The following is a 25,174-nucleotide window of genomic DNA, read 5'->3' as shown; positions in this document are numbered from 1 at the left end:
AAAAGGCTCCTTTCTAAGTTAGAGTTCGGTAATGGTATGTGGAATGACACGTCGGTAGCAGACTTGCTTGTCTTCCTTGTTGTCATTGATGATTTGGTGCAGAGTGTTGAATGCGACGCGTCCTAGTTTAATAGCGTGGACGTCAACGTAGGCTTCAATATCTAGTTTTGGCTTGACGGAGTCAAAAGAAATGATAGGAAGTTTGACTCCGACTTCGTTGAGATATTTGACAACACCTTCGGCAACGGAAGTGTCAGTTGTGACGATTGCATCCAGGTCTTGTTTGAGTAATTTCTTAGAAATTTTGTAGGCACTGTCTTCGAGAAGGAAGCCAGACACAAACTTGACCTTGTTTTCATCCAGGGGAATATTGTGCGATTTAAGGGCGTTCTTGTAACCTGTATAACGGTCTTGAGATACGACTAACTCTTTGTTACCAGCGACGAAGGCAATGTTTTTGTAACCTTTATTGATGAAGTAGTTGGTAGCTTCAAAGCCGGCCTGGATATTATCATTATCAACTAGTGATATGAATGGAGAATCCGCCTTACCAAGAATGAGGAAGGGGAATTTGTGTTGGATAGCTAATTGTACCAATGGATCGTCGGGCTTGGAATAGAGGAAGATGAGGCCGTCCACTCGTTTGCCGTAGACCATCTGAGAAATCGCTTCTAGACGTTGTTCTTCATTCTTTCCTGTGGAGATTTGGATGGCATAATTATGATCTGCCGCAACTTGAGAAATTCCTCGTAAGGCAGTAGGGAAGAAGGGGTTTTGATAGAAAACATCCGAGTCATCTGGCAAAACCAGTCCGATAACCTGTGTATAGCTAGAAACTAGGCTTCGAGCGTTGAGGTTTGGATGGTAGTTGAGATCCGCCATGGCTTTCCTAACCAAGTCTTTCGTTTTTTGGCTAATGGCAGAGCTATTTTGAATGACACGAGTAACTGTAGATGGCGAGACACCAGCTAATTTTGCCACATCTTTGATGGTAGCACGCATATAGACCTCCTAGATTTCATCTCTGAATTTTGTTTTGAAAAATACCCATAACAAGCATAGTACAAATAGGATATTTTGTATGGTTAGAAGGGTAGTCACAGGTTGACCAAATAGTCCAATTAGACAGGCTATAAGAGTAGGCAGGCCCAGACAGTTGAGAGCAAAATTATAGCACTCTGCAAACGTTTCAAAATGGAAGAAACGAGACTTTTTAGTCAAAAAGAGGAAGAAGCTGGCTCCTAGTAGGATGAAGAGTAGGTTTGTTGTTAAAATAAAGGTCGAAATAAGAGTGATGGACAGTCCGACAGCTGCTCGGTTGGCTTGATACCATTTTTTAGAGATGGTTGCAGTCAAGGTCTCCTTACTAGCAAAATCGTCAGTATTCAAACCTTCATAAGTCAATTCGCTTAGAATATCACTTCCTTTACGAATAGTCAGAGACTGATTGGCGAATTGATAAGTAAAGTCAGAACTAGAGCTAACGGTATCACCAAATGTCACTTGCTCCCAGTTAGTATTTCCAGTATAGGTTAGGTGGTTGTTTTCGATGACTGCATGTTGACGGAGGTCATCTACGACTTGATCTGTCAGAGGTGCATAGATACCTTCTACGAAATTTTCTAAAGGATAGGTTTCGAGATTGACAGTCTGTAGGGAGCTCGGAATGAGCAAGAGCGCCACTAAAAAAAGCGTTGTAAACAACCGTTGCCAAAGGTTCATTAGTCTACGATTGGCAAACATATTTCTTGGAGAGAAGATACTAGAAAAATAGGAAAAAGGATATGGGAGCATTCGTTGGACCTTTCATAAATATCAATGTTTCCCCTAAAAAGGGAAAAGGTGGGACAGGGTTATCCCTTGTCGCCACCGCTTGTTAAACCAGATACAAAGTTCTTTTGTAGGAAGAAGAATAGGATACTGATAGGGAGGGCAATAAGAATGGCACCTGCCGCAAAGTAGGCAATCTTCATATTCTTCACATCACTGATGAAGGTTTGAAGTCCGACAGCTACAGTATAGAATTCTTTTTCACGAAGCAAGAATTTGGATAGGATGTAATCTCCAAAAGGTCCCATGAAGGCCCAGAGCGCTTGTACAGCAATCATTGGACGAACGAGTGGGAGGACGATTTGCCAGAAACGTCTGAAGTGCCCGGCACCGTCTAGTTTTGCAGATTCATCAAGTGAGATTGGTACCGTATCGAAGTAGCCTTTCATGAGCCAAGCGTTCATTGGGATACCACCACCGACATAAAGGAAGATGAGGAACCAGCTTTGGTTGAGCGCATTGAGCATGAGGGCCATAACGAAGAAGGCGGTAAGAGCAGCCATGGTTGGTACCATTTGGATAATCAAGAAGAAGACCAAACTCTGCTTACGAGCGATGAAGTTATAGCGACTATAAGCGTAACCCGCTAGTACCACTATACTTGTTTGAATAACCATTGTCAAGAGAGCAATGATAAGCGTATTGAAGTACCAGGTTCCGTATAGAGTCTCGCTAAAGAGCTTGCTAAAATTGTCTAGTGTAAAGTTGATATTGCTATCCAATTTGAAGGCAACCACGTTACCAGACTTGAAGGCGGACATGATTGTAATCAAGAGAGGATAGATGATGATAACAGACAGAACAATCAGATAGAGATAGGTTAAGGTCTGATTGAGTATGCGTCTAGTTTTTACAGATACTTTCATCTTATACATCCTCCATTTCAAAAGCATTTAGTTTTTTGAAGGCAATCATGGAAATACTGATGACAATCATTGAGATAATCAATGTAACTGCTGCCGCCATTGAGTATTGAGGTGATGTACCTGTGGTTAATTTATAAATCCATGAAATCAAGATGTCAGTTGAACCCGCTCCACCACCGACGCTACCAGGACCACCATTGTTGAAGAGGTAGATGATAGAGAAGTTGTTGAAGTTGAAGGTGTATTGACTGATTAGTGTTGGAGCTGCTACTGCTAAAATCATCGGAAGGGTGATGTTACGGAATTTTTGAATGGCACTTGCACCATCAATGTAAGCAGCTTCATACAAGTCGTTTGGAATGGATTGCAAAATACCCAGGGTCAAAACATAGATATAAGGGAAACCAAGCCAAGCCTGCATCATAATGAGGGCAACTTTAGTCCAGAATGGGTCGGTCTTCCAAGGGATAAGGAAATTATCGATGAATGGTAGGAATTTGCTCAGGAATGGCAATACCTGTGTGTTAATAGCACCAACACTATCGTTGAACATGTTACTAAAAGTCAAGATAGTTACGAAGGCAGGAACAGCCCATGGGAGCAAGAAGATAACACCGAAGATGCGTTTTCCTTTGATGAATGGCTGATTTGCGATGATGGCTGTCAAGATACCGATAACAATTTGAGCTGTTGAAGCGCAGAGTGCCCAGATAATTGTCCAGCCAAGTACAGAACCAAATGCTGTACGGAATGTGCTTAGTTTCCAGATATTTGTAAAGTTGGTAATACCAATCCAATCCAACAATGCGCTTGGTGGCAGGTGTTTGAAGTCGTAGTTTGTAAAGGCGATAAACAATGTAACGACAACTGGGAAGATGATAGCAAAGGTCATCGCAATATATGATGGGATAATCAAGAGATATGGGAAACCATTCTCATAGATACCTTTTACCATTTCTTTTAATGTGGTAGCCACTGGCATCCTTGAATTCCATCGTTTCGCGGTATCACGTGCGTCTTTTAGGTTGAGTGCATAGAAAGCGAGATAGACAACTGTGATAATTAAGTGGAAAGAACCACGAATCAGCATGAATAGCGAATTATCTTGTCCACGAACACTACCGAGGGTAATCAAGTTGCCTAATTCACCAGCTGCAATAGCAATAAAATAAACAAGGAAGGCAAGCGTAACACCTAAAAAGATGTATCCTTTGGCTTTTTGTTTATTGTAGATTTGTCCGAGACCAGGGATCAGGGACAAAAGGAGTGCCTTACCTGGATTTTGTTTCATAGTCATAGTCTCCTTATATAGCTTCTGAATAGACGGTGGATGTTATCGTCATTTAGTTTTTCTTTTATTACTTCGTTAACTCGCCTTGCCTAACTTCAGTTATGCCTGCGGCTCATTGCCTCGTACTAAAAGTAAACTAAAAGACTATATCTATTCAGTTTATCGTTAAGTAATAAAGTAGACTGGGAAGAGAACTCCCAGTCCAACTTTAAACTTGACTAGTTGCTGTGTTTTTGAGCAATTTCGTCTGCAATAGCTTTCACAGCGTCTGTTGCAGCAGTCTTAGCGTCTTTTGAACCACTTGCAGCTTCGAAGAGCATGTTACCAGCTGGTGTCCAAACTGAACCCATTTCTGAGATGTTTGGCATTGGTTGAGCTGAAGCAAACTGGTTGATAACTGCAGTTGTCAATTCGTCTTTTTTGCTTACAGCATATTCACGAGCTTCAGTGTTAGCTGGAACTTCGTTTGTAGCGTCGTAAAGTGCTTTTTGTTGGTCTGTAGCAGTCAAGAAGTCAACAAACTTTTGAGCCATTTCTTGGTTTTTAGCGCCTGCTGGAACAACCCATGCTTTACCACCACCGAATGCTGAGTAGTTTTTGCCGTTTACAAGAGTTGGTATTGTTGCTACACCATAGTTTACACCAGCTTCTTTATATGAAGCTGCTTTCCAAGGACCTTCGATGATAGCAGCTGCTTTACCGTCTGTAAATTGAGTGTTAATCAAGTTGTTTGCAGCAGTACCGTCTTGAAGACCTTGAGGCCATTTTTCGTACCAAGTTTTAGCGTATTCAATTGCTTTGATAGCACCTTCATTAGCAAGTCCGATGTCTTTTGGATTTGTACCATTTTCACCGAATACATAGCCGCCGTAACCAGAAAGAAGTCCGTATGTATAGTAGAAATTCGTCCAGTCAGCTAGGAATGCTGAAGTTTTACCCTCTTCACCAGCAAATGCGTATTTGCTGTCTTTAGCAAGTGTTTCAAGTTCTGCAAATGTCTTAGGAGCTTCAGTCAACAAGTCTTTGTTGTAGTAAAGAACAAGTGTTTCGATAACCGCAGGTGAACCGTAAACTTTACCACCGTTTGTTACAAGAGCAGTTGTTGTGTCATCTGCTTTGCTATCATCTGCAAGAGTCAATTCAGATAGTTGACCTTCAGAACCAAGGCTACCTACACGGTCGTATGGTGCCATCATAACGTCTGGGGCTGAACCAGATTGGTTATCCAACGATAAGTTATCCAAACCAGTTAAAGCATCACCAGTTTTAACGGTAACAGATACACCATTTTCTTTTTCGAAGCCAGCTTTGACATCGTTGATGTAAGATTCATAACCTTGGTCAACGTAGACAGTCAATTCTTTGCTACCTTCAGCAGACTTAGATGCCTCTGTTGATGAACCTGAGTTTGAGCATGCAGCTAAAACAGCAGTTGATGCAGCAAGAAGAGCAACGCTCTTAAGGAGATTGTGTTTCATTTTCTTCCCTCCGAAGATAAATAGTTTTGTGTGACGCTTGCTTTGCGCAAACGTTTTCCTAAGTTGACTTCATTATACACTAGATTGAATCCGTTTGCAAGCGTTTTTATAAAAATTTTTAAAAATTTTTTTGAGTTTAAAAAAATATAAGAATTTTTTTGCATATATTAATGAAAAGAAATATGGAATGGCATGTGAACTAACAGAATTAAATGGAAATTTCTTGATTTGTTACCGTTTTCAGTATATAATAAAAAAGAGAAAACGTTTGCGTTGTGCAAGCGGATTAGATAGGAGAACTTATGAAAGTAAGACAGAGTGGTGTGCTGATGCACATTTCATCATTACCTGGGAAATATGGAATTGGTTCCATGGGCCAATCGGCTTATGAATTTGTTGATTTTTTGGTAAGAACTAAGCAACGCTATTGGCAAATCTTACCTTTGGGAACAACCAGTTATGGAGATTCTCCTTACCAGTCATTTTCAGCTTTTGCAGGGAATACTCATTTTATTGATTTTGATATATTGATTGATAAAGGCTGGCTGGCAGCAGAGGATTTACACGGTGTTGACTTTGGGCAGAATCCTACAGAGGTAGATTACGCAGCCATTTTTTATGCTCGACGTCCATTACTGGAGAAGGTAGTTGCCAACATGAAGGCACAAGGCTTGCCAGAAGATTATTGGATGTTCTTAGGGGAGAATGACTTTTGGATTCATACCTTTGCGGAGTATATGGCTATAAAAGAGCATTTTGATCTCAAACCTTGGACAGAGTGGGAAGATCAAGGGGCGCGCTTACGTTACCACGATACCTTGGAATATTATCGTCACTTGTTGGCAGATCGAATTGATTATCACCGCATTACACAATATTTATTCTTTTCACAATGGAAGGCTTTAAAGGCTTATGCCAATGCCAAAGGTGTTGAGTTTGTTGGGGATATGCCGATTTATATCGCGGCTGATTCTGCCGATATGTGGGCTAATCCACATTTCTTTAAAACGGATGAAGAAGGCAAGCCGAGTGTGGTTGCAGGATGCCCACCAGATGCCTTTTCGGAAATTGGTCAGCTTTGGGGCAATCCGATTTATGATTGGGAAGCGATGAAGCATGACGGATTTACTTGGTGGGTTGCTCGTTTACGTGAATCCTTTAAGATATACGATATGGTACGTATCGACCACTTTATCGGCTTTGCCTCCTTCTGGGAAATTCCAGCGGGTGAAGAAACAGCTGTAAATGGCTATCGTGTCGAAGCACCAGGTTTTGAGTTATTTGATACAATCAAACGTGAACTCGGAGACTTAAATATCATAGCTGAGGATTTGGGCTCTGTGACAGACAAGGTCATCCAATTACGTGATACGACAGGTTTTCCTGGTATGAAAGTCCTGCAGTTTGCTTTTGATCCAGAAGGAGACAGCATTGAAATGCCACATAACCATCCTAATAATGTGGTGGCATATACGGGAACCCATGACAATGATACGATTCTTGGCTGGTACGAAAATGAAACAACGAAAGAATCGCGTGCATTCTTAGATAAGTACAGCAATCGTCGTGAGGGGGAAACGGTCAGTCATGCTCTTTTCCGTCTGCTCTTTGGTTCACCTGCCTTTATGGCGGTGGCTACTATGCAGGACCTACTTGGTTTGGATGGTTCAGCTCGCATGAACTTGCCAAATACGCTTGGTGGTAACTGGACTTGGAGAATGACGGCAGATCAATTGACACCAGAGATTGAAGCGGAATTGCTAGACCTTACAGAAACTTATCGTCGGGTTAATGTGCATTTGGTTGATGAAAAGTCATAATAAAATGAACTCCTCTAAGCAGCTAACTTAGAGGAGTCTTTGTTATCTCTGTTGTCGGACATAGAGCCAGTAGCGAATCCAGTAGTAGATGGTGTAGAGTAGGCAGGCTACGATAGTCCAAATGAAAAATGTATTCAGCACTTTAGCAAGACTTGGCAATAACCAGTTAATCAGTAGAGTGACTACAAAAATAATCACTCCGATATAGGTGGGCAATTTCTTCATGAGTTTTCCTCCTTTGAACTTAGTATAACAAAATTATATTTGCAGTCAAATGAAATATATGATTGACAATATAAAAATATGAGTATAAAATATAGAAAAAAGGAGGCTATTATGAAAAGACCGATTCATTTGTATATTTTTGTGATACTATCCAGTATTGCCAGTATTTTAAGGCTGTTTAGTGCCTTTGTGTCGACTTTTAATGAGGAGCGACTTCGTACGTCTGTGCAGGGAGTTGTTGGGATTGATGTAGAAGAATTGATTCTTGTTTCGAGAGAAACAGCCAATCTCCAGACGGGTATCATTCAAAAGACAGCAGCCCTGGTCATGTTTGGTCTTTTGATTGCGGTCATTGTCTTCTTATTCATGAAGAAAAATGAGCTGGCTTCTTATCTTTACATCGGCTATCTATTTTCGACCTTACTGCTGAATACCTATAGCTACCTAGCAGGTAAGGGGATTGCCAACCTCTACTCAGATGCAGCCTTGCGTGATGTGACAGCAGCAGGTATGCTAGGGGCTTACATCCTTAACATTGTCCTATTTGCCATTTACTTTGGTGTGACCGTCTTCTTCCATCTGCGTAAACCGAAAGAAAAACCGAGCACAGCTATTAATTCGACAGATATTTAATGAAAAAGCACAGTCTAAAAGATTGTGCTTTTAAATATTGTATTTTTTGTGATTAGGAGATGGCGATGTAGCGTCGAGCACCTGAGTAACTGATATAGCTAATCCATGTGCGACCTTCGGCAGTAATAACTTTATCATAGCGAACGACTGAGCCAGCTCCGTAGAAGGTGATTTCAGGACTGGACAGACTTGGATTGTTGCGGACACTAGAGTAGGACTGGATGGTGTAGCTACCTGATGCTGGTAGGCTGTTGTTTGTAGATTGAGTAATGGTAGGCTGGATGGCGATATAGCGCCGAGCTCCAGAATAGCTGATATAGCTAATCCAGCGTTGTCCGTCGTCTTCAAGAACCTTGTCGTAGCGGACGCTTTCGCCAGCATAATAGTAATCGAGGGTAGGGCTAGATAGACTAGCTTGAGATTTGATGGCCAGTTGGCTGGTAAAGGTATAGGTGCCGCTTGGGGCTAAGGCGGGTTGAGAGTTGGTTGTTCCCGCTCCGAGGTTTTTAAAATGAATGTAGCCGCTAACGGCATTTTTGGGGATAACTCGCCTTCCGTAGGTATAGCGAACACCGTAGTTGTATTCCTCAATCTCTACGGTATCTCCATTTACTGCAGAAACCCATGCGACATGCATGGGAGTTTCCCACCAGGCAACGGCTCCGACAGCAGGTGTCATATTAACTTGATAACCTTCTTGTTTGGCACGATGGCCCCAAACATTGGCATCACCATAGGCAGGTGGCAATGTAAAACCGTTAACTGTGCTAAGTCGAAAGGCTACAAAGGAGGTGCACTGGCGTGTGTAGAGTCTCCATGGATCGACTGCATCAACTGCTGTGTAGGGATAGTCATCTCCTCTTGCATTGGCTGAGGCTGAAGGTGGGGATTGTAAATTGATACCGACAATAAAAATGGCGGCTAGAAGCTGACAGGCGATTCCTTTTCTTCTCAAGAATGTTTTCATTATTTCTCCTTGTGTAGTAGATGTAGAGGTATCACGTGTACCTCCCATCTATATATTCGTAATTGAAATGAATCTTTTTGATTTTCATTTGGGAGAAGGAGTTGTTGTGATAAGGAATCGGAAACGAGAGTAGGCAATGTGGTAGAAAAAAAGCCTCGGCTGATGGCCGAAGGCTTTGATTACATTTTTTCTGGTGCTTTTACGCCGAGAAGACGCAGAGCTTCTTTGAGGACAAGTCCTGTTGCGTAGGCAAGTGCCAAGCGGCTGTCACGCTCTGGACTTTCATCCAAGATACGCGTGTGGGCGTAGTATTTGTTGAAGGCTTGAGCTAGGTTGATAGCGTATTTGGCAATAAGTGATGGGTCAAATTTGTCTCCGGCACGTTCTACAACAGCTGAGAAGTTTTGGATGTGCTTGATGATTTCCCAGCTTTCTGTGTCAGCCAGTTTGTAGTCATTTTCTGCGTTTGGTACAAAGTTTGCCTTGCGTAGGATAGACTGGATGCGGGCGTATGCGTATTGTACATAAGGACCTGTTTCACCCTCGAAGGAAACCATAGCTTCCAAGTCGAAGTCGTAGCCGTTGTCACGGTCGGTTTTGAGGTCGTAGAACTTCACAGCGCCGACACCAACTGCGTGTGCCACTTCTTCCTTGTTTTCAAGGTCAGGGTTTTTAGCTTCAATTTGAGTAAGGGCGCGTGAAATAGCTTCGTCTAGAGTTGGCTCGAGCAGGATGATGTTTCCTTTACGAGTAGAGAGCTTTTTCTTGTCCTTGGTCACTAGACCGAAGGTGATATGGGTCATATCGTCGCTCCAGTCGAAATCCATTTCCTTCAAAACGGCTTTGAGTTGCTTGAAGTGGTTGATTTGCTCCTGACCAACGACATAGATGCTTTTCACGAAGTCATAGGTGCGCTTGCGGTACATAGCTGTTGCCATATCGCGCGTGATGTAGAGGGTAGCGCCATCTGTCTTCATGATAAGGGCTGGTGGAAGATTGTAGCTTTCAAGGTCAACGATTTTGGCACCTTTAGACTCTTGAAGAAGTCCTTTTTCTTCTAAGATTTGGATACCTTCGTCCATCTTATCGTTGTAGAAGGCTTCGCCGTTATAGCTGTCGAATGTTACATCAAGTTTGTCGTAGATGCGGTTAAATTCGACCAAGCTCTCATCACGGAACCATTGCCACAATTCATGCGCTTCTGGGTCGCCGTCTTCCAATTTTTTGAACCATTGGCGTGCTTCGTCGTCCAACTCAGGTTTTTCTTCTGCCTCAGCATTGATACGGACATAGAGTTTAAGAAGTTCTGAGATTGGGTCAGCTTCGACCGCAGCCTTGTCACCCCAGAGTTTGTAGGCAACAATCAACATGCCAAATTGTTTGCCCCAGTCACCCAAGTGGTTGATACGGATTGGCTTGTAGCCTAGTTTTTCGTGGATGTTGGCAAGGGCATCGCCGATAACGGTTGAGCGTAAATGTCCAACTGAGAATGGTTTAGCAATGTTTGGACTAGACATGTCGATGGTTACATTGCGTCCTTGACCAATGTTGAGTTTACCGTATTGGTCTTTTTCAGTAATAACATCTGTCAAGACTTGGTGGGAAATCGCAGCCTTGTCCAAGAAGAAGTTGACGTAAGGACCAGTTGCAACAACGTTCTCAAAGCCAGTTGTATCGAGTTTTTCAACGATGTCCGCTGCGATAGCCTGTGGAGCCTTGCGTTCCACTTTAGCAAGTGAGAAGGCTGGGAAGGCAATATCGCCCATTTCTGATGATTTTGGTTTTTCTAGCAGATTGTAGATAGCTTCCACTTCCAAACTCGGAAGGATGGCAGCCAATCTTTCTGCAATCACTTGTTTTTGATTCATATAGGATTTCCTCCAAAGTTATTGATTCTATTTTAACACATTTCTAGGCTAATAGCGGGGAAAAGTGTTATAATATTTCTATAAATATACATTTTGAGGTAAAATGATGAATAAAGCAGGACGACATGATTTAATAAAGGCCATGATTCGTCAAGAAAAAATAGGGCGACAAACGGATATTCAGCAAGGTTTAGAGGCTCGAGGGGTAGTGGTAACCCAGACAACCTTGTCTCGTGATTTACGTGAGTTGGGAGTGATAAAAATTCATGAAAACGGGCGTTCATTTTATTCCTTAGCTATCGAAGAAGAGCGCGTGAATTTTATCCAATTATTGGCACAATATGCGTATAAAGTAGATAGGGCTAGTTTTATTCTGGTCCTTCATTCAGAACTGGGAGAAGCGGCCTTGATGGCCAATATCATTGATGCAGAAAAGCCAGAGACTATTTTGGGAACGCTGGCGGGAGCTAATACACTTTTAGTTATTTGTCGAGATGATGTAGCGGCTCAGCAAGTTGAAGCGGAGATTAACTACTATTTGAATTAGAACAAGGAGAGATGATGGCAACAGAAAAAATTTCTCCGGGAATGCAGCAGTATCTGGATATAAAAGCACAGTATCCAGATGCTTTTTTGCTTTTCCGTATGGGAGACTTTTATGAATTATTTTATGAAGATGCGGTAGAAGCGGCACAGATTTTGGAATTGTCCTTGACCAGTCGGAATAAGAATGCGGAAAATCCGATTCCCATGGCGGGGGTACCGTATCACGCGGCACAACAGTATATCGACACACTTGTTGAATTGGGGCACAAGGTCGCAATTGCCGAGCAGATGGAAGATCCTAAGCAGGCAGTCGGCGTGGTCAAGCGGGAAGTAGTGCAGGTCATTACTCCTGGTACGGTAACAGACTCGTCCAAAATGGGAGCAGACAGTAACTATTTGGTTGCGATTGACCGTCAGGGAGTACAGTTCGCGCTTTCTTATATGGATGTGTCAACAGGTCAGTTTTTTGTGACTAGTTTGGATGATTTTACTAGTCTTTGCGGTGAGATCCGCAATTTACGGGCACGTGAATTGGTCATCGGCTATGCTTTATCTGAGGAAGAAGAGCAGGTCTTTTCGAACCAGATGAACCTCCTGCTCTCTTTTGAGGATGAGGTGACGGAAGATGTCCAGCTGATTGACAACTCCTTGACAGACTTGGAAAAGGCTGCGGCAGGTAAACTCCTCAGCTACCTACATCGGACTCAGATGCGAGATCTGAGCCACTTGCAAAAGGTGGTCCACTATGAAATCAAGGACTATCTGCAAATGGACTATGCAACCAAGTCCAGTCTGGACCTGCTTGAAAACGGTCGGACAGGCAAGAAGCATGGTAGTTTGTACTGGTTGCTAGACGAAACTAAGACAGCCATGGGTATGCGACTATTGCGGACATGGATTGATCGTCCCTTGATTGATCTTAAGCGGATTGAGAATCGTCAGGCTGTCGTTCAGGTTTTTCTGGATTACTTCTTTGAACGGAGTGACTTGGTCGAGGCTTTAAAAGGTGTCTATGACATCGAACGTTTGGCCAGCCGGGTGTCTTTTGGAAAAACCATGCCCAAGGATCTCTTGCAGCTCTCCCAGACTTTGGGAAATATCCCAGCAATCAAGAATATCTTGCAACAAATCAATGAGCCTGCTCTAGGCAATTTGGTGGCTGGATTGGACCCAATCCCAGAACTGCACGCTCTCATCAGCTCTGCTATTGACCCAGAAGCCCAAGGGACCATCACAGATGGAAACATCATCCGTACAGGCTTTGACGAAACGCTGGATCAGTATCGTCTAGTCATGCGTGAGGGAGCGGGTTGGATTGCGGAGATTGAGGCCAAGGAGCGTGAAGCATCTGGTATCAATAATCTTAAGATTGATTACAATAAAAAAGACGGTTACTATTTCCATGTTACCAATTCCAATCTGGGCAATGTGCCGGACCATTTTTTCCGTAAGGCGACCTTGAAAAACTCGGAGCGCTATGGAACGGAAGAGTTGGCTAAGATTGAAGGGCAGATGTTGGAGGCGCGTGATAAGTCTGCTAATTTGGAGTACGAGATTTTCATGCGGATTCGCCAAGAGGTTGAGAAGTATATAGGTCGCTTGCAGAAGCTGGCTCGGACCATTGCAACCATCGATGTTTTGCAGGCCTTTGCAGTTGTGGCGGAGCAGCAACATTTGGTTTGTCCACGCTTTACAGATCAAAGAGAACTGACCATTGACCGTGGTCGTCATGCGGTGGTGGAGAAGGTCATGGGCAAGCAGACCTACATTCCCAACTCTATTCACTTGAATACCGATACACATATGCAACTGATTACTGGTCCAAACATGAGTGGTAAGTCTACCTATATGCGACAGTTGGCGGTTATCGTCATCATGGCGCAGATGGGTTCCTATGTGCCTGCGGATCAGGCTGAATTACCGATTTTCGATGCTATTTTCACCCGAATTGGGGCGGCAGACGACTTGGTTAGTGGTCAATCGACCTTCATGGTCGAAATGATGGAGGCCAATAAGGCGGTCCGTCTGGCGACAGATCGGTCGCTCATCCTCTTTGATGAGTTGGGACGGGGAACGGCCACCTATGACGGTATGGCCCTGGCCCAGTCTATCATCGAGTACATCCATGACAAGATTGGTGCCAAGACTCTCTTTGCCACCCACTACCATGAGTTGACAGACCTTAGCCAGACCTTGGAACACTTAGAGAATGTCCATGTATCGACCTTGGAGAAGGACGGCCAAGTCACCTTCCTCCACAAGATTGCCCAAGGTCCAGCTGACAAGTCCTACGGGATTCATGTGGCTAAGATTGCGGGAATGCCAGAGGAACTATTGCAGCGGGCAGATCGGATTTTGCAGACGCTTGAAAACCAAGCCCCTACTGCACCAACTCACCCAGCTCCGTCAGTAGTGGAAGAACCGTCAGGTCAACTTGATCTCTTCGCAGACACGCCTTCTCACCCAGTACTTGATGAACTGGAAAAACTAGACATCTACAATATGACCCCTATGGAAGTCATGATGGCGGTGGCGGAGTTGAAGAAAAAAATATAAGACAATGAAAGTCAGGACAGTTGTTCTGGCTTTTTTGCCGTTTAGTGCTGGAAAATGACCACATAGCCAAAAGCCCTTGAAACCAGTAAAGAAATGGTGTTTAATAGGGTCAGAAAGAGAAAGGAGAGAATATGAAAGTAAAACTAGCCATATCATCAGAGATTTTGGAAGATTTGGTGACTATTGAAGCTCAAGCTATGTCTGAGCAAATTACTAACTTGGTGACCTATATTCAAAACTTGGATAAGCAGAGATCCAGTCTAACTGTTAAAAAAGGGGAGCAGGTCTATCTTGTGGAACATGATGAGATTGTCAGACTCTACTTGGAAGATAGGGTTTTACAGGTGGAAACAGTAGAAACTACCTATACTTCCAACCTACGCTTGTATCAGGTTAAGGAGGACTTGCCGGCAAACTTTTTACAAATCTCTCAGTCGGAAATCATTCACATCAAGCAACTGGACCACCTCAAACTGACTGCTAACGGTCTGGTCAAACTGGTCATGAAGAATGGCTCGGTCACCTACTCCTCCCGTCGCTATCTAAAAGTTATCAAAGAAAGGTTAGGACTATGAAAAAATACATCTTATCAGCCAGTTTAGGCATCGCCATCGGAACCATTATCTCCATTATCACATCAGCCGTCTTCGGACAGGGAACCTACCTTCCTCTAAATCCCTTTTCAACCATGGGTGCTTACTACCTGAGCAACTTTAGTCAAGTAACCGTCATGTTGATTTGTGTAGCCATTTGGGCGACAATCGGTATCTTGTTTCAGCTGGCAGACAAGATTTTTGAACAGGATTGGAGCCTTTTACGAATGACGGCAACGCATTTTGGTTTCACGGTTTTAGGCTTTACACCGCTGGGCATTTTGGCTGGCTGGTTTCCCGTGAAACTTGGGGCCCTTCTCTTTTTCTGGCTCATCTTTGTCTTGGTATACGCTCTGCTATTTTTCCTAAACTATCGGAAAATGGAACGGCAGATTAAGGACATCAATGGTCGTTTGTAGTATAATAGCACTATCATTTAATTGGAGTGTCTTATGAAAATTATTTTGACGATTGTCTATAGCTTGGGGGTAGTGTGGAATACTCTCTATATTGCCTACAATGTCGGTAAACTTCCTTTGTTAAATTTGCTTTGGCCTGCTGTGATTTTAGTGGCCTGTGCCATCAATTTGTACTTTTTATGGACCAGAAAACAAGAGTCAGAATCAATGTCATTAAGTTAAGCATTTAAGCAGCTAAAGAAACTATTCCCGTCTGAGCAATTGATGACAAAACGGGAATAGTTTTTGTATTTAGGGCGCACAAAAAGGAAGATTTTTAACCCAATTTTTTAACTATTATGATATTCTATAAGTAAAGCTTACAGGTGCCTTGCTTTTTATCTTTCTTTGGAAGGTTCGATTGGGTAGAATAATGGATAAATGCTTAGCAATGTAGGTTTCTAATTGGAAGGAAGTGAGTTCTTCTCTAAGAAATTTTCGACAGGCATAAACAGCGTCTGAAAAACAAATTTTATAAGCCTGTTTTAACTTTGATGGTTTAATAGCAACGTGTGAGGTTAGCCATTTACAAACATTAAAATTGATAAAGTGAGCGTAGATTTCTTGGAGAATCCCTTCCTTCTTTTTTGCATGAAAATGAGTCAGACCGATACTGTATTTTAGGTCACGAAAACTAGTCTCTATGCCCCATCTGTAGGCATAGAGATCTTTTAATTTTTCTGGTGAATAATCCGTATTTGTCACCAAAGTCTCAAAGAAACCTGGCTTGATTTCGAGACGCACCATCCGAAAATGAAGGTCATAAAAACTGATTGGATCACTTTTTCGACTAGAGTTTGGTAAAAGGTCAAAGGAAGCATTATGAGGTAAAAAATGATACTGATTAGGGAAGTCTCGATACAGTTCTTTCATGACATTGGTTTGTTTGCGACAGATGTTTAGGTCAAACTCTTCATCAAAACAAGGGGTGTCAGGGAGGTTAAATCCTGATTTCATAGAATGATTCCCGTCACGAATACGAATAATATAGGACCAATTTCTTTCTTGGCAGTGAGCCATGACATTGTAGGATTCATACCCCCTATCCATTATCACCAGAGCTTGTTCAAAAGGGCAACTCTCCATCATGTCGATGAAAGCCGCACGCTCATCAACCTCCCGATTATTCTGAATTCGAAGGTCATGATAAATCTCTTGTTCAAGATTGTAAAGAGCATTGATATGAATGAGAGTGTAAGGAGTGTGGTGTGGTCCAGTTTGGAACGTGGTTGTTTTATCAGAACGATTTCTTGGTAGAACCACATCACTACCATCAACAGCCAAGATAGGGAGATCTTTAAATGTTGGAATCTTAGAAGTAATATTGGCAAACAGGGCTTTAAAAGCTTGATGTTTAAGCTGATACCGTCGTTGGACAAAGGCAGATTGAGAGACGGGCAAATCTAAATCAAGTAGCTCTTTGGCTAAGGTATTACCACCCATGGTCAGTATAGCTTGAATCATGGTTTCCATAGTTAGCTGACTTTTCCGACTAAAATCTTTTTCAGGATGAAGCACAAACTGGTTTGCGATGGAAACGATGTCGTTAATACTATCAAGTAAGTGAGCTTTAATCTGATCTAACATGACTTTTCCCCTTTTATTTTTAGTGTACCATAGAAAAAACTAACCTACCACAAAACGTGATAGGTTAGTTAACTTAATGACATTGGTGGGTGACCCGCCCTAGCCTATTTTCAATACATAGAGCCAGCCCTGTTAGAGGGCTGTTTTTTAGGTTTTCTGATAGAGAAGTTAGACCTTTGCCCAATCTGTTTTCATATTTCAATCTAGTAATTCATCCTTGTCGAGTGGTGAAATTGGGCACAGTTGTTTTCCAATTGATAGAATTTTTAAGACCTATATATAGTACATGGATAGGTTGTTTAATATTTTTTTACACAAGATATTGATTTTTGTTTTGTGAAGTGCTACACTAATAGAAGTGAAGAATTTTGGAGGTTTGTCAGATGAATGTGCAAGAAAATGTCTTACCGAGTATAGAATTATTGGTTTTGAAACGTGATGGACGGACAGTATCCTTTGACCAGGATAAGATTTTTTCTGCTCTTCAGCGGGCAAACCAAGAATTAGAACATCCTGTTTCAGAGGCAGGTTTAAAAATTGTATTAGAAGCTGTTTTGGCTGAAATTGGTCGCCGATTTGAGAAAGATGTTCAAATTTACGAAATTCAAACGGTCGTTGAACAGGAATTGTTAAAGGCTCATTTATATGATTTGGCGGAGCTTTATATTCAATACCGAACACGCCGTGATTTTCGCCGTCATCAGGCTACCGATATTAATTTTGAAATTCATAAGCTGTTGAGCAAGGACCAGTCTGTGGTCAATGAAAACGCTAATAAGGATGCGGATGTGTTCAATACGCAACGGGACCTGACAGCAGGTATTGTCGGAAAGTCTATCGGTCTCAAATTATTACCAGCTCATGTGGCCAATGCCCACCAAAAAGGCGATATTCATTACCATGATTTGGATTACAGCCCTTATACACCAATGACCAACTGTTGTTTGATTGATTTTAAAGGGATGTTGGCACAGGGCTTCAAGATAGGAAATGCCGATGTAGAAAGTCCAAAATCAATTCAAACTGCTACGGCTCAGATTTCACAAATCATTGCTAATGTGGCCTCAAGTCAATATGGTGGCTGCTCAGCTGACCGTATCGATGAAGTTTTGGCGCCCTATGCGGAACTTAACTACCAAAAGCATTTGAAAGACGCCGAGGATTGGGTGTTAGCAGACAAGCAAGAAGAATATGCGCGTGCTAAAACGCAAAAAGACATCTATGACGCTATGCAGTCTTTGGAGTATGAAATCAACACCCTTTTTACTTCCAATGGACAAACACCCTTCACCTCACTCGGTTTTGGCCTAGGGACATCATGGTTTGAGCGAGAAATTCAAAAAGCGATTTTGAACATTCGTATCAAGGGTCTGGGGCGCGAAGGGCGGACAGCTATCTTTCCTAAGTTGATTTTCACAGTTAAGCGTGGCTTGAACTTGGAGTCAGATTCTCCAAACTATGACATCAAGCAATTGGCGATTGAATGTGCAACCAAGCGTATGTATCCAGATATGCTTTCTTATGACAAGATTGTTGAGTTGACAGGTTCCTTCAAGGTGCCAATGGGTTGCCGCTCTTTCCTTCAAGGTTGGAAGGATGAAAATGGACAGGATGTGACATCTGGTCGGATGAACTTGGGTGTCGTAACCGTCAATTTGCCACGGATTGCCATGGAGTCTGCTGGAGATAAGGATAAGTTTTGGGAAATCTTTGCAGAACGTATGGCCATTGCCAAGGATGCCTTGGTTTACCGCGTGGAGCGGGTTAAGGAGGCAACCCCGGCCAATGCTCCAATTCTCTATCAATATGGGGCATTCGGCAAACGTTTGGCTAAGACAGATGCAGTAGATGAAGTCTTTAAAAATCGTCGAGCAACCGTATCTTTGGGGTACATTGGTTTGTATGAAGTCGCAACCGTATTTTACGGTGGCGAATGGGAGACCAACCCAGAGGCAAAAGATTTCACGGTGGATATTATCAAGAAAATGAAAGCCTTGGTTGAAGATTGGTCGGATGAATATGGTTATCATTTTTCAGTTTATTCGACACCATCTGAAAGCCTGACAGATCGCTTCTGCCGTATGGATACAGAGAAATTTGGCATCGTTAAGGACATTACGGATAAAGAGTATTACACTAATAGTTTCCACTATGATGTACGCAAAAATCCAACACCGTTTGAAAAACTGGATTTTGAGAAAATTTATCCTGCTGTAGGTGCTAGTGGTGGATTTATCCATTACTGTGAATACCCTGTACTGCAACAAAATCCAAAGGCTTTGGAAGCTGTTTGGGACTATGCCTATGACCGTGTTGGTTACTTGGGAACCAATACTCCGATTGACCATTGTTACGCCTGCGATTTTGAAGGTGATTTTGAGCCAACAGAGCGTGGTTTCAAGTGCCCAAATTGCGGGAATAGCGATCCTAAGTCGGTGGATGTTGTTAAACGAACTTGTGGATATCTAGGAAATCCGCAGGCCCGTCCGATGGTAAAAGGCCGTCACAAGGAAATCTCAGCGCGTGTGAAACACATGAACGGGTCAAGTTTGTAAATCATAAATAAACAAGATAGGACTTCCACAGTTCCAGGTAGCTGTGGAAGTTTGTTATAAATGAACACAGGTTCAAAAATGAAAATGAGGTGAAAAGAATGGGAAAATATCAATTAGACGATAAGGGCAAGGCCCTGGTGACACGCTATCATGAGAAGAATTCTAATGTGAAGCAGGATAAAAAAGCGCGTGTGCAGGAATTGCTCAAACAAGCAAAAAACAAGAAAAAATAGTATGGACTATACAGATATTAGTATTCTCCATACCAATGATATGCATTCCTACATGGAGAATTTTCCAAAGAAAGCCCAGCTGATTGCGGATATTCGAGCTCGAAATGAGCAAAAAGGTATTCCGACCTTTGTCTTTGACAGCGGCGATCTCTTTTCGGGTAATATCTTTTTCAATATGTACCGAGGAGTCAAGGAAATCGAGCTGATGAATCAAATTGGTTGTCAGGCTATGACCTTGGGCAATCATGAGTTTGACCACGGAGATGAGTTGCTTAGTCGCTTGGATGACTATGCTCAGTTTCCAATTGTGTCCTCCAATCTCCGCTATCGGGATGTGGAGGTGGCTGATGAATTGGTGCTGCTTGAGGATGTCCTTGAATTTGATATGAATGGGAACCCCCTCTATGTCCTCGGTTTGACTACCTTGGAAACCCAGGAGGTTGCGTCACCGTCGGAGAATGTGATTTTTGAAGGCCATAAACAAGCTCTACGAAGAGTGGTGGATCAGGTTCTTGCCAAGGATCCACAGGCTCATATGGTCTTACTCAGTCATCTAGGATACGATGAGGATGTGCATTTGGCCAAGGATTTCCCTGAACTCAACGTGATTTTAGGTGGGCATACTCATACAATCTTGAAAGAGCCAACTCAAGTAGGGAGCGTCAGTATTTGCCAGGCTGGGCAATATGGCAGATTTATCGGTCATCTATCCCTGCGGTGTTATGCAGACGGACGGCACGAGGTCCTGGCTTATGACTTGATTGAGGTGGAGAAACTGACCCAAGAAGACAGGGCGGTCAAGGCTATTATCGACCAGATGAAATCAGAACGTGACGCAGTTTTTTCCCAACCGATAGCGATTTTACCTCAGGCACTAGACGGAGAGCGAGACAGCATTCGTCAAGGGTTATCAACTCTGGCCCCTGTTATTTGTCAGGCTTTATTTGAACAGGCGAGTCAACTAGGTTTGCAGGTGGATGGAGCGGTCATCAACGGCTTCGGTATTCGGGCTTCCTTGTCGGCGGGACCAATCTTTTATTCGGACTTGGTCAAGGTCTTGCCCTTTTCCAAGCGAGTACTCTTAGTTCGTATCAAGGGCAGAGACTTGCTCTCCAGTATACAGACAGGTCTCCACCCTCAGATGTGGGGCATTGTCCCGGGCAGTGAGGGTTTTGTGGTCAATGGCAGAGCAGCCGAGTCAGATAAGGACTATCAGATTGTGACCAATTCTTTTGTTTGGAGCGGTAAGGACAACTATGACGATTTCCACAAGGCAGAAATTGTGCAGGACTTGGGACTGGATATAGACATCATCAGTGAATTTTTCAAAAGACAATATGGAGACTAAAATGGAATTAAGAAGACCGACTATAGCGGATAAGGAAACGATTTTGGAGATGCTGGCAGAATTTGAAAAAGCAGGCTCAGCTATGGACGGAGGCTTTATCTCTAAAGATGTCGACTTTGAAGAATGGATTTTTAGAAACAAAGACTATGAGACAGGTCTCAATCTGCCAGACGGTTTTGTTCCTTCCATTCAATATGTGTCATTTGACCAGACTGGTCGAGCCCTTGGTTTTCTCAGTCTACGCCTACGGCTCAACGATTTCCTGCTCAATAAAGGCGGTCATATCGGATATTCCATTCGCCCAACCGAGCGAGGAAAGGGCTATGCCAAGGACCAGCTGCGACTTGGTTTGCAGGAAGCCGCAACCAAAAATATTTCCAAGGTCCTTGTGACTTGCTTGACAGACAATCAAGCCAGCCGTTGCACGATTGTGGCTTGTGGTGGCGTTTTGGAAGATGTTCGAGACGGAGTAGAAAGATACTGGATTGAGGATTAATGGGAGTGACAAACTGCTGAATCAAAACAGGAAAGGAATTGAGATTGGTTCCGCACTAAGCTTGCTGGGATCAATCCGAGCTAAAGCATTGGAAGTACCATTTATGGATAAAAACAGTCTGTGTACTGGTAAAACGGAATTCATCCAAACGATCAGATTTCATTTGCTTATGCTCAGGTATTTGAAATGAATAATCCTAAACCACAAGAATGGAAGAGCGAGGAACTTAGCCAAGGGCGAATAATGGACTACAAAGCCTTTAACTTTGTGGATGGAGAAGGAGTCCGTTGCTCTCTATATGTTAGTGGCTGTCTGTTTCACTGTGAGGGCTGCTACAATGTTGCAACCTGGTCTTTTAAAGCTGGGATTCCCTATACCAAGGAGCTTGAAGACCGCATTTTAGCAGACTTGGCCCAGCCCTATGTACAGGGCCTAACTCTCTTGGGTGGCGAGCCTTTTCTGAACACGGGCACGGTCCTCCCACTCGTAAAGCGAATTCGGAAAGAACTGCCAGAAAAGGACATTTGGTCTTGGACAGGCTACACATGGGAAGAAATGATGTTAGAAACTCCGGATAAGTTAGAGTTACTATCCTATTTAGATATTCTAGTTGACGGCCGTTATGACCGTACCAAGCGCAATCTTATGCTGCAATTTCGAGGCTCATCGAATCAACGCATCATCGATGTACAGAAATCATTACAGGAAAAACGAGTTGTCCTGTGGGATAAGTTAAAAAAATAGCCCTTCACAATGTGAAAAGGTTCTTTTTGACCAAATTTTGACCAAATTCACTCAAAAAAACGAGAAAAAGCCTTGATAAATCAAGACTTTCCTCATATCAACCAATCCTCCCTGTAGGGATCGAACCTACGACCCACGGATTAAGAGTCCGCTGCTCTGCCAGCTGAGCTAAGGAAGGTAAAAAATAAAAATGCTGTATTGGTACCGGTTATCCATGGATTGTATTGATCCCGCACGCTAAAAGCAGGTGGGTGACGCGTTTCTAACTTAGTTGCTTCTGGGTGTGCCAGCTTGCATACTGTTAGAGGATCTTTGTCTCCCTAGTAATACAAAAATAGTCGGTCAACACATAGGTATGAATTCGTATACCACAGCAGTTCTTATTTATGATTTAATAATACCACTTTTTTTTGAAAAATCAAGAGAAAAATGGCAAAAATGTAAGCGGTGTCAAAATGTATGTGCCAAAAAACCAGTTCTATCAAGGATTTTGGCGTCTATTTTTTTTCAAATTTTTTATCTTTTCTTGTGTCATGCCCAAGGCACGCTCATATTTGCCGGTGTCATTGGCAGTGAAGTAGTCCGCATGAAGTAACTTATCAGGCAGGTATTGTTGGTCCACCCATTTCTCAGGATAGGCATGGGGATACTGGTAACCAATGGCATTTCCCAGCTCCTTACTACCAGCATAATGACCGTCTCGCAGGTGATTTGGAATGGGCAGATGACCGTTCTTTCGCAAATCAGCCAGAGCTGCATCCATAGCCAGATAGGCAGAATTGGACTTGGGAGAAAGAGCCAAATCGACTACCACATTGGCAATCAAAATCCGTGCTTCTGGAAAGCCAATTTTCTGGGCGGCTTTAAGGGCCGTCACCGTATGAATCTGAGCCTCTGGATTGGCCAAGCCGATGTCTTCGTAGGCAATGACCGTCAAGCGACGAGCCAGACTAGGCAGATCTTCGGCCTCAATCAAACGAGCGGCGTAGTGGAGGCTGGCATTGACATCGCTACCCCGAATGGATTTTTGCAGGGCGGAGAGGATGTCGTAGTGGGCATCGCCGTTCTTGTCCATGCTGATGTAGGACTTTTGCAGGCTATTTTCCACGGCGTCCAGATCAATGTGGCGGCTACCGTCGTCACATTCCTTGGTCGAAAGTACAGCTAGTTCTAGCGAATTGTAGGCGGCACGAAGGTCACCGTTGGTCGCATTTGCCAGAAAATCCAGAGCCTCAGGCTCAATGGTAATAGGGAAGTCAAAACCACGTTCGCTGTCTGTCAAAGCCAACTCCAAGGCCTGTCGGATATGGCTGGTTTGCAAAGGTTGTAATTCAAAAATCTGCACTCGACTGCGAATGGCGGGTAAAATAGAGAAAAATGGATTTTCCGTCGTTGCTCCAATCATGATGATATTGCCATTTTCCAAAAGAGGGAGCAGGAAATCCTGCTTGGTCTTGTTAAGGCGGTGGATTTCATCGAGCAGGAGAACCAGACCGCCAGAAAACTTAGCCTCTTCAGCGATTTCCTGCAGGCGTTTTTGGTTGTCGGTCGTGGCATTAAAGGTCCGAAAGGCATACTTGGTTGTGCCAGCAATGGCAGAGGCGATAGAGGTCTTGCCAATCCCTGGCGGACCGTAGAGAATCATGGACGACAGCATATTGGCATCGATCATGCGACGGATAATCTTTCCAGGACCGACCAGGTGTTCCTGACCGATTACCTCATCAATGGATTTGGGTCGCATACGAAGGGCGAGATTGGCTGGCATAGGCTTCCTTTCAGTGCATTTATGGTATAATCATTATACTACAATTTTAGGATTTGGAGAGAAACGAAGATGACGGAGTTGACAGTGAGTGTTTTGGAAGAATACTTGCGTGACCACTATGGGACGACAGTTCCAGAGCAAAGTCTCTTTATGAAATTAGTGGAAGAAATCGGTGAAGTAGCAGAGCTACTGAATCAACGTGCAGGCCGCAAGATGATGGATAGCGAAGACGACAGCTCTGCTCGTTTGGCAGAAGAATTAGCAGATGTTATTCACTATGCTGTAGCCTTAGCAGCGGTAAATCAACTAGATTTAACCAAGTCCATTTTGGAGAAAGATGAGCGGGCTTCCGTCAAATACGGTCGAGAAATAAATTTATTGGAATTTATAGAAAAGAGGAAATAGAATGGCAAAACATGGCTTTTTAGATGTGCTGGAAGCGGCACTGGACAAACATTTTACTTATGATTACGAGCTCAACTGGGACAAGAAAAATCATGCTATTGAGTTGGCTTTTATCTTGGAAGCACAAAATGCGGCTGAGATTGAAACGGTGGACGACGAAGGCAATGCGTCTTCTGAGGATATTTTCCTAGAGGAGTATGTCCTTTTCTACAACCAGGACAAGTCTCGCTTTGACGAGGAAGACTATCTGGTCGCTCTGCCATTTGACGCCAAGAAGGGCTTTTCAGCAGAATTTCTGACCTATTTCGCAAGCTTTCTCAAGGACACCGCAGACCAAGGCCTAGATGATCTCATGGACTTTTTGGCGGACCCAGAAGCCCAAGAATTTGCGATTTCTTGGGATGGAGAGGCTTTTGAAAAAGGCAAAGCAGACTTGGTAGAAGGGGAATTTTACCCATATCCGAGGTATTGAGATGGTTCATGAAATGTTACTGGCTCCAAAACCTTTTGAAATGATGAAGTCTGGTCAGAAGACCATTGAGCTACGACTTTATGACGAGAAGCGCAAGCATATACAAATTGGAGATCGCATCCGTTTTTATTGTACAGAAAATCAGACGCAAACGATCGAGGTGCAAGTATTAGAGCTTCACATATTTGATAATTTTGCTCAGTTATACAAAGAACTGGATTTATTGTCTTGTGGGTATACGCAAAGCAGTATCAGAGAGGCGAAACCAGAAGATATGGAAGTTTATTATTCGCGAGAACAATTAGAACAGTATGGTGCAGTGGGTATAGAATTGAGGGTAATAGATTCTATTTGACATTCTGTTTTCTCTCTTGCTTGACTGCAGGCGAAATTTTTGCTATTATAAAAATAGAAAAGGCGTTGAGTTCCAGCTCA

At 43.1% G+C, this 25,174-nt stretch carries 25 protein-coding genes, 1 tRNA gene and 1 other RNA gene; 15 read left to right on the top strand and 12 right to left on the bottom strand.

Annotated features, from left to right (window positions below):
• Positions 1–18: 18 nt before the first annotated feature.
• The 5 genes from YYK_RS09470 to YYK_RS09450 form a co-directional block, all read right to left on the bottom strand.
• On the bottom strand, positions 19–1,002 hold the full coding sequence (locus YYK_RS09470; RefSeq protein ID WP_002936122.1) for a LacI family DNA-binding transcriptional regulator: 984 nt from the start codon (positions 1,000–1,002) through the stop codon (positions 19–21).
• Positions 1,003–1,011: 9 nt separating this feature from the next.
• Positions 1,012–1,722 carry an integral membrane protein gene (locus tag YYK_RS09465; RefSeq protein ID WP_015445375.1) on the bottom strand — a complete coding sequence of 237 codons (711 nt, stop codon included), beginning with the start codon at positions 1,720–1,722 and terminating at the stop codon, positions 1,012–1,014.
• Between the two features lie 131 nt (positions 1,723–1,853).
• Positions 1,854–2,696 (bottom strand): sugar ABC transporter permease, encoded by an 843-nt coding sequence (locus tag YYK_RS09460; protein WP_002936115.1) that lies wholly within the window; start codon positions 2,694–2,696, stop codon positions 1,854–1,856.
• A 1-nt stretch (position 2,697) separates the two neighbouring features.
• Positions 2,698–3,993: a sugar ABC transporter permease gene (locus tag YYK_RS09455; RefSeq protein WP_012028009.1), complete on the bottom strand. Its 1,296-nt coding sequence runs from the start codon at positions 3,991–3,993 to the stop codon at positions 2,698–2,700.
• 212 nt (positions 3,994–4,205) lie between these two features.
• Positions 4,206–5,465: an extracellular solute-binding protein gene (locus YYK_RS09450; RefSeq protein WP_002936107.1), complete on the bottom strand. Its 1,260-nt coding sequence runs from the start codon at positions 5,463–5,465 to the stop codon at positions 4,206–4,208.
• Positions 5,466–5,767: 302 nt separating this feature from the next.
• Here YYK_RS09450 and malQ point away from each other — a divergent pair, with 302 nt between their 5' ends.
• Positions 5,768–7,285: a 4-alpha-glucanotransferase gene (gene malQ, locus YYK_RS09445; RefSeq protein ID WP_012028588.1), complete on the top strand. Its 1,518-nt coding sequence runs from the start codon at positions 5,768–5,770 to the stop codon at positions 7,283–7,285.
• Positions 7,286–7,327: 42 nt separating this feature from the next.
• On the opposite strand, the gene YYK_RS09440 is transcribed toward malQ, so the two are convergent.
• Positions 7,328–7,510 (bottom strand): hypothetical protein, encoded by a 183-nt coding sequence (locus YYK_RS09440; protein WP_002937045.1) that lies wholly within the window; start codon positions 7,508–7,510, stop codon positions 7,328–7,330.
• A gap of 111 nt (positions 7,511–7,621) precedes the next feature.
• On the opposite strand from YYK_RS09440, the gene YYK_RS09435 reads away from it, so the two are divergent.
• Positions 7,622–8,143: an ABC transporter permease gene (locus tag YYK_RS09435; RefSeq protein ID WP_012775401.1), complete on the top strand. Its 522-nt coding sequence runs from the start codon at positions 7,622–7,624 to the stop codon at positions 8,141–8,143.
• A gap of 52 nt (positions 8,144–8,195) precedes the next feature.
• On the opposite strand, the gene YYK_RS09430 is transcribed toward YYK_RS09435, so the two are convergent.
• Both YYK_RS09430 and argS read right to left on the bottom strand, forming a co-directional pair.
• Entirely contained in the window at positions 8,196–9,110 is a 915-nt protein-coding gene (locus tag YYK_RS09430) for an SH3 domain-containing protein (protein WP_012775400.1), read from the bottom strand.
• Between the two features lie 179 nt (positions 9,111–9,289).
• The gene (gene argS / locus YYK_RS09425) at positions 9,290–10,978 is read right to left on the bottom strand and encodes an arginine--tRNA ligase (protein WP_012028003.1); all 1,689 of its coding nucleotides are present in this window, start codon (positions 10,976–10,978) and stop codon (positions 9,290–9,292) included.
• Positions 10,979–11,084: 106 nt separating this feature from the next.
• On the opposite strand from argS, the gene argR reads away from it, so the two are divergent.
• From argR to YYK_RS09400, 5 genes are all read left to right on the top strand, one after another.
• A complete protein-coding gene (gene argR, locus YYK_RS09420) occupies positions 11,085–11,525 on the top strand; it encodes an arginine repressor (protein WP_002937036.1) in 441 nt (146 codons plus the stop codon).
• 14 nt (positions 11,526–11,539) lie between these two features.
• A complete protein-coding gene (mutS, locus tag YYK_RS09415) occupies positions 11,540–14,080 on the top strand; it encodes a DNA mismatch repair protein MutS (protein WP_012775399.1) in 2,541 nt (846 codons plus the stop codon).
• A gap of 131 nt (positions 14,081–14,211) precedes the next feature.
• On the top strand, positions 14,212–14,655 hold the full coding sequence (locus YYK_RS09410; RefSeq protein ID WP_012027999.1) for a LytTR family DNA-binding domain-containing protein: 444 nt from the start codon (positions 14,212–14,214) through the stop codon (positions 14,653–14,655).
• Positions 14,652–15,092 carry a DUF3021 domain-containing protein gene (locus YYK_RS09405; RefSeq protein ID WP_012027998.1) on the top strand — a complete coding sequence of 147 codons (441 nt, stop codon included), beginning with the start codon at positions 14,652–14,654 and terminating at the stop codon, positions 15,090–15,092. The genes YYK_RS09410 and YYK_RS09405 overlap by 4 nt, the downstream gene beginning before the upstream one ends.
• A gap of 33 nt (positions 15,093–15,125) precedes the next feature.
• Positions 15,126–15,314, top strand: a complete 189-nt coding sequence (locus YYK_RS09400; RefSeq protein ID WP_014636177.1) for a hypothetical protein — start codon at positions 15,126–15,128, stop codon at positions 15,312–15,314.
• Positions 15,315–15,428: 114 nt separating this feature from the next.
• Here YYK_RS09400 and YYK_RS09395 read toward each other — a convergent pair whose 3' ends face one another.
• Entirely contained in the window at positions 15,429–16,718 is a 1,290-nt protein-coding gene (locus YYK_RS09395) for an IS4 family transposase (protein WP_012775456.1), read from the bottom strand.
• A 383-nt stretch (positions 16,719–17,101) separates the two neighbouring features.
• Between YYK_RS09395 and nrdD the strand changes: the two genes are divergently transcribed.
• The 5 genes from nrdD to nrdG all read left to right on the top strand — a co-directional run bounded on the left by nrdD (position 17,102) and on the right by nrdG (position 22,094).
• Positions 17,102–19,273 (top strand): anaerobic ribonucleoside-triphosphate reductase, encoded by a 2,172-nt coding sequence (gene nrdD, locus YYK_RS09390; protein WP_012775396.1) that lies wholly within the window; start codon positions 17,102–17,104, stop codon positions 19,271–19,273.
• Positions 19,274–19,371: 98 nt separating this feature from the next.
• Positions 19,372–19,506 (top strand): hypothetical protein, encoded by a 135-nt coding sequence (locus YYK_RS10470; RefSeq protein WP_002939130.1) that lies wholly within the window; start codon positions 19,372–19,374, stop codon positions 19,504–19,506.
• A gap of 1 nt (position 19,507) precedes the next feature.
• Positions 19,508–20,854 carry a bifunctional metallophosphatase/5'-nucleotidase gene (locus YYK_RS09380; protein WP_012027993.1) on the top strand — a complete coding sequence of 449 codons (1,347 nt, stop codon included), beginning with the start codon at positions 19,508–19,510 and terminating at the stop codon, positions 20,852–20,854.
• A gap of 1 nt (position 20,855) precedes the next feature.
• The gene (locus YYK_RS09375) at positions 20,856–21,350 is read left to right on the top strand and encodes a GNAT family N-acetyltransferase (RefSeq protein ID WP_012775395.1); all 495 of its coding nucleotides are present in this window, start codon (positions 20,856–20,858) and stop codon (positions 21,348–21,350) included.
• A gap of 186 nt (positions 21,351–21,536) precedes the next feature.
• The gene (gene nrdG / locus YYK_RS09365; protein ID WP_012027991.1) at positions 21,537–22,094 is read left to right on the top strand and encodes an anaerobic ribonucleoside-triphosphate reductase activating protein; all 558 of its coding nucleotides are present in this window, start codon (positions 21,537–21,539) and stop codon (positions 22,092–22,094) included.
• A 105-nt stretch (positions 22,095–22,199) separates the two neighbouring features.
• Here the strand turns inward: nrdG and YYK_RS09360 are convergent.
• The 3 genes from YYK_RS09360 to YYK_RS09355 form a co-directional block, all read right to left on the bottom strand.
• Positions 22,200–22,272: transfer RNA gene (locus tag YYK_RS09360), tRNA-Lys, on the bottom strand.
• 8 nt (positions 22,273–22,280) lie between these two features.
• A non-coding RNA gene (ssrS, locus tag YYK_RS10100) (6S RNA) lies at positions 22,281–22,474 on the bottom strand.
• Positions 22,475–22,575: 101 nt separating this feature from the next.
• Positions 22,576–23,862, bottom strand: coding sequence for a replication-associated recombination protein A (locus YYK_RS09355; RefSeq protein WP_014917332.1), 1,287 nt, complete (start codon positions 23,860–23,862; stop codon positions 22,576–22,578).
• A gap of 69 nt (positions 23,863–23,931) precedes the next feature.
• Between YYK_RS09355 and YYK_RS09350 the strand changes: the two genes are divergently transcribed.
• From YYK_RS09350 to YYK_RS09340, 3 genes are read left to right on the top strand one after another with little or no spacing between them, the layout of a single operon-like run.
• Complete coding sequence (locus tag YYK_RS09350) at positions 23,932–24,267, top strand: MazG nucleotide pyrophosphohydrolase domain-containing protein (protein ID WP_012027989.1); 336 nt, start codon at positions 23,932–23,934, stop codon at positions 24,265–24,267.
• Between the two features lies 1 nt (position 24,268).
• Entirely contained in the window at positions 24,269–24,739 is a 471-nt protein-coding gene (locus tag YYK_RS09345; protein WP_012027988.1) for a DUF3013 family protein, read from the top strand.
• 1 nt (position 24,740) lies between these two features.
• Positions 24,741–25,094 (top strand): ASCH domain-containing protein, encoded by a 354-nt coding sequence (locus tag YYK_RS09340; protein WP_012027987.1) that lies wholly within the window; start codon positions 24,741–24,743, stop codon positions 25,092–25,094.
• The last annotated feature ends 80 nt before the right edge of the window (positions 25,095–25,174 follow it).

Source organism: Streptococcus suis S735 (genome assembly GCF_000294495.1).
In the GTDB taxonomy this organism is placed as follows: domain Bacteria; phylum Bacillota; class Bacilli; order Lactobacillales; family Streptococcaceae; genus Streptococcus; species Streptococcus suis.
Note: the sequence above shows the minus strand (reverse complement) of the source record. Positions and strands in the feature narration are given on the sequence as shown.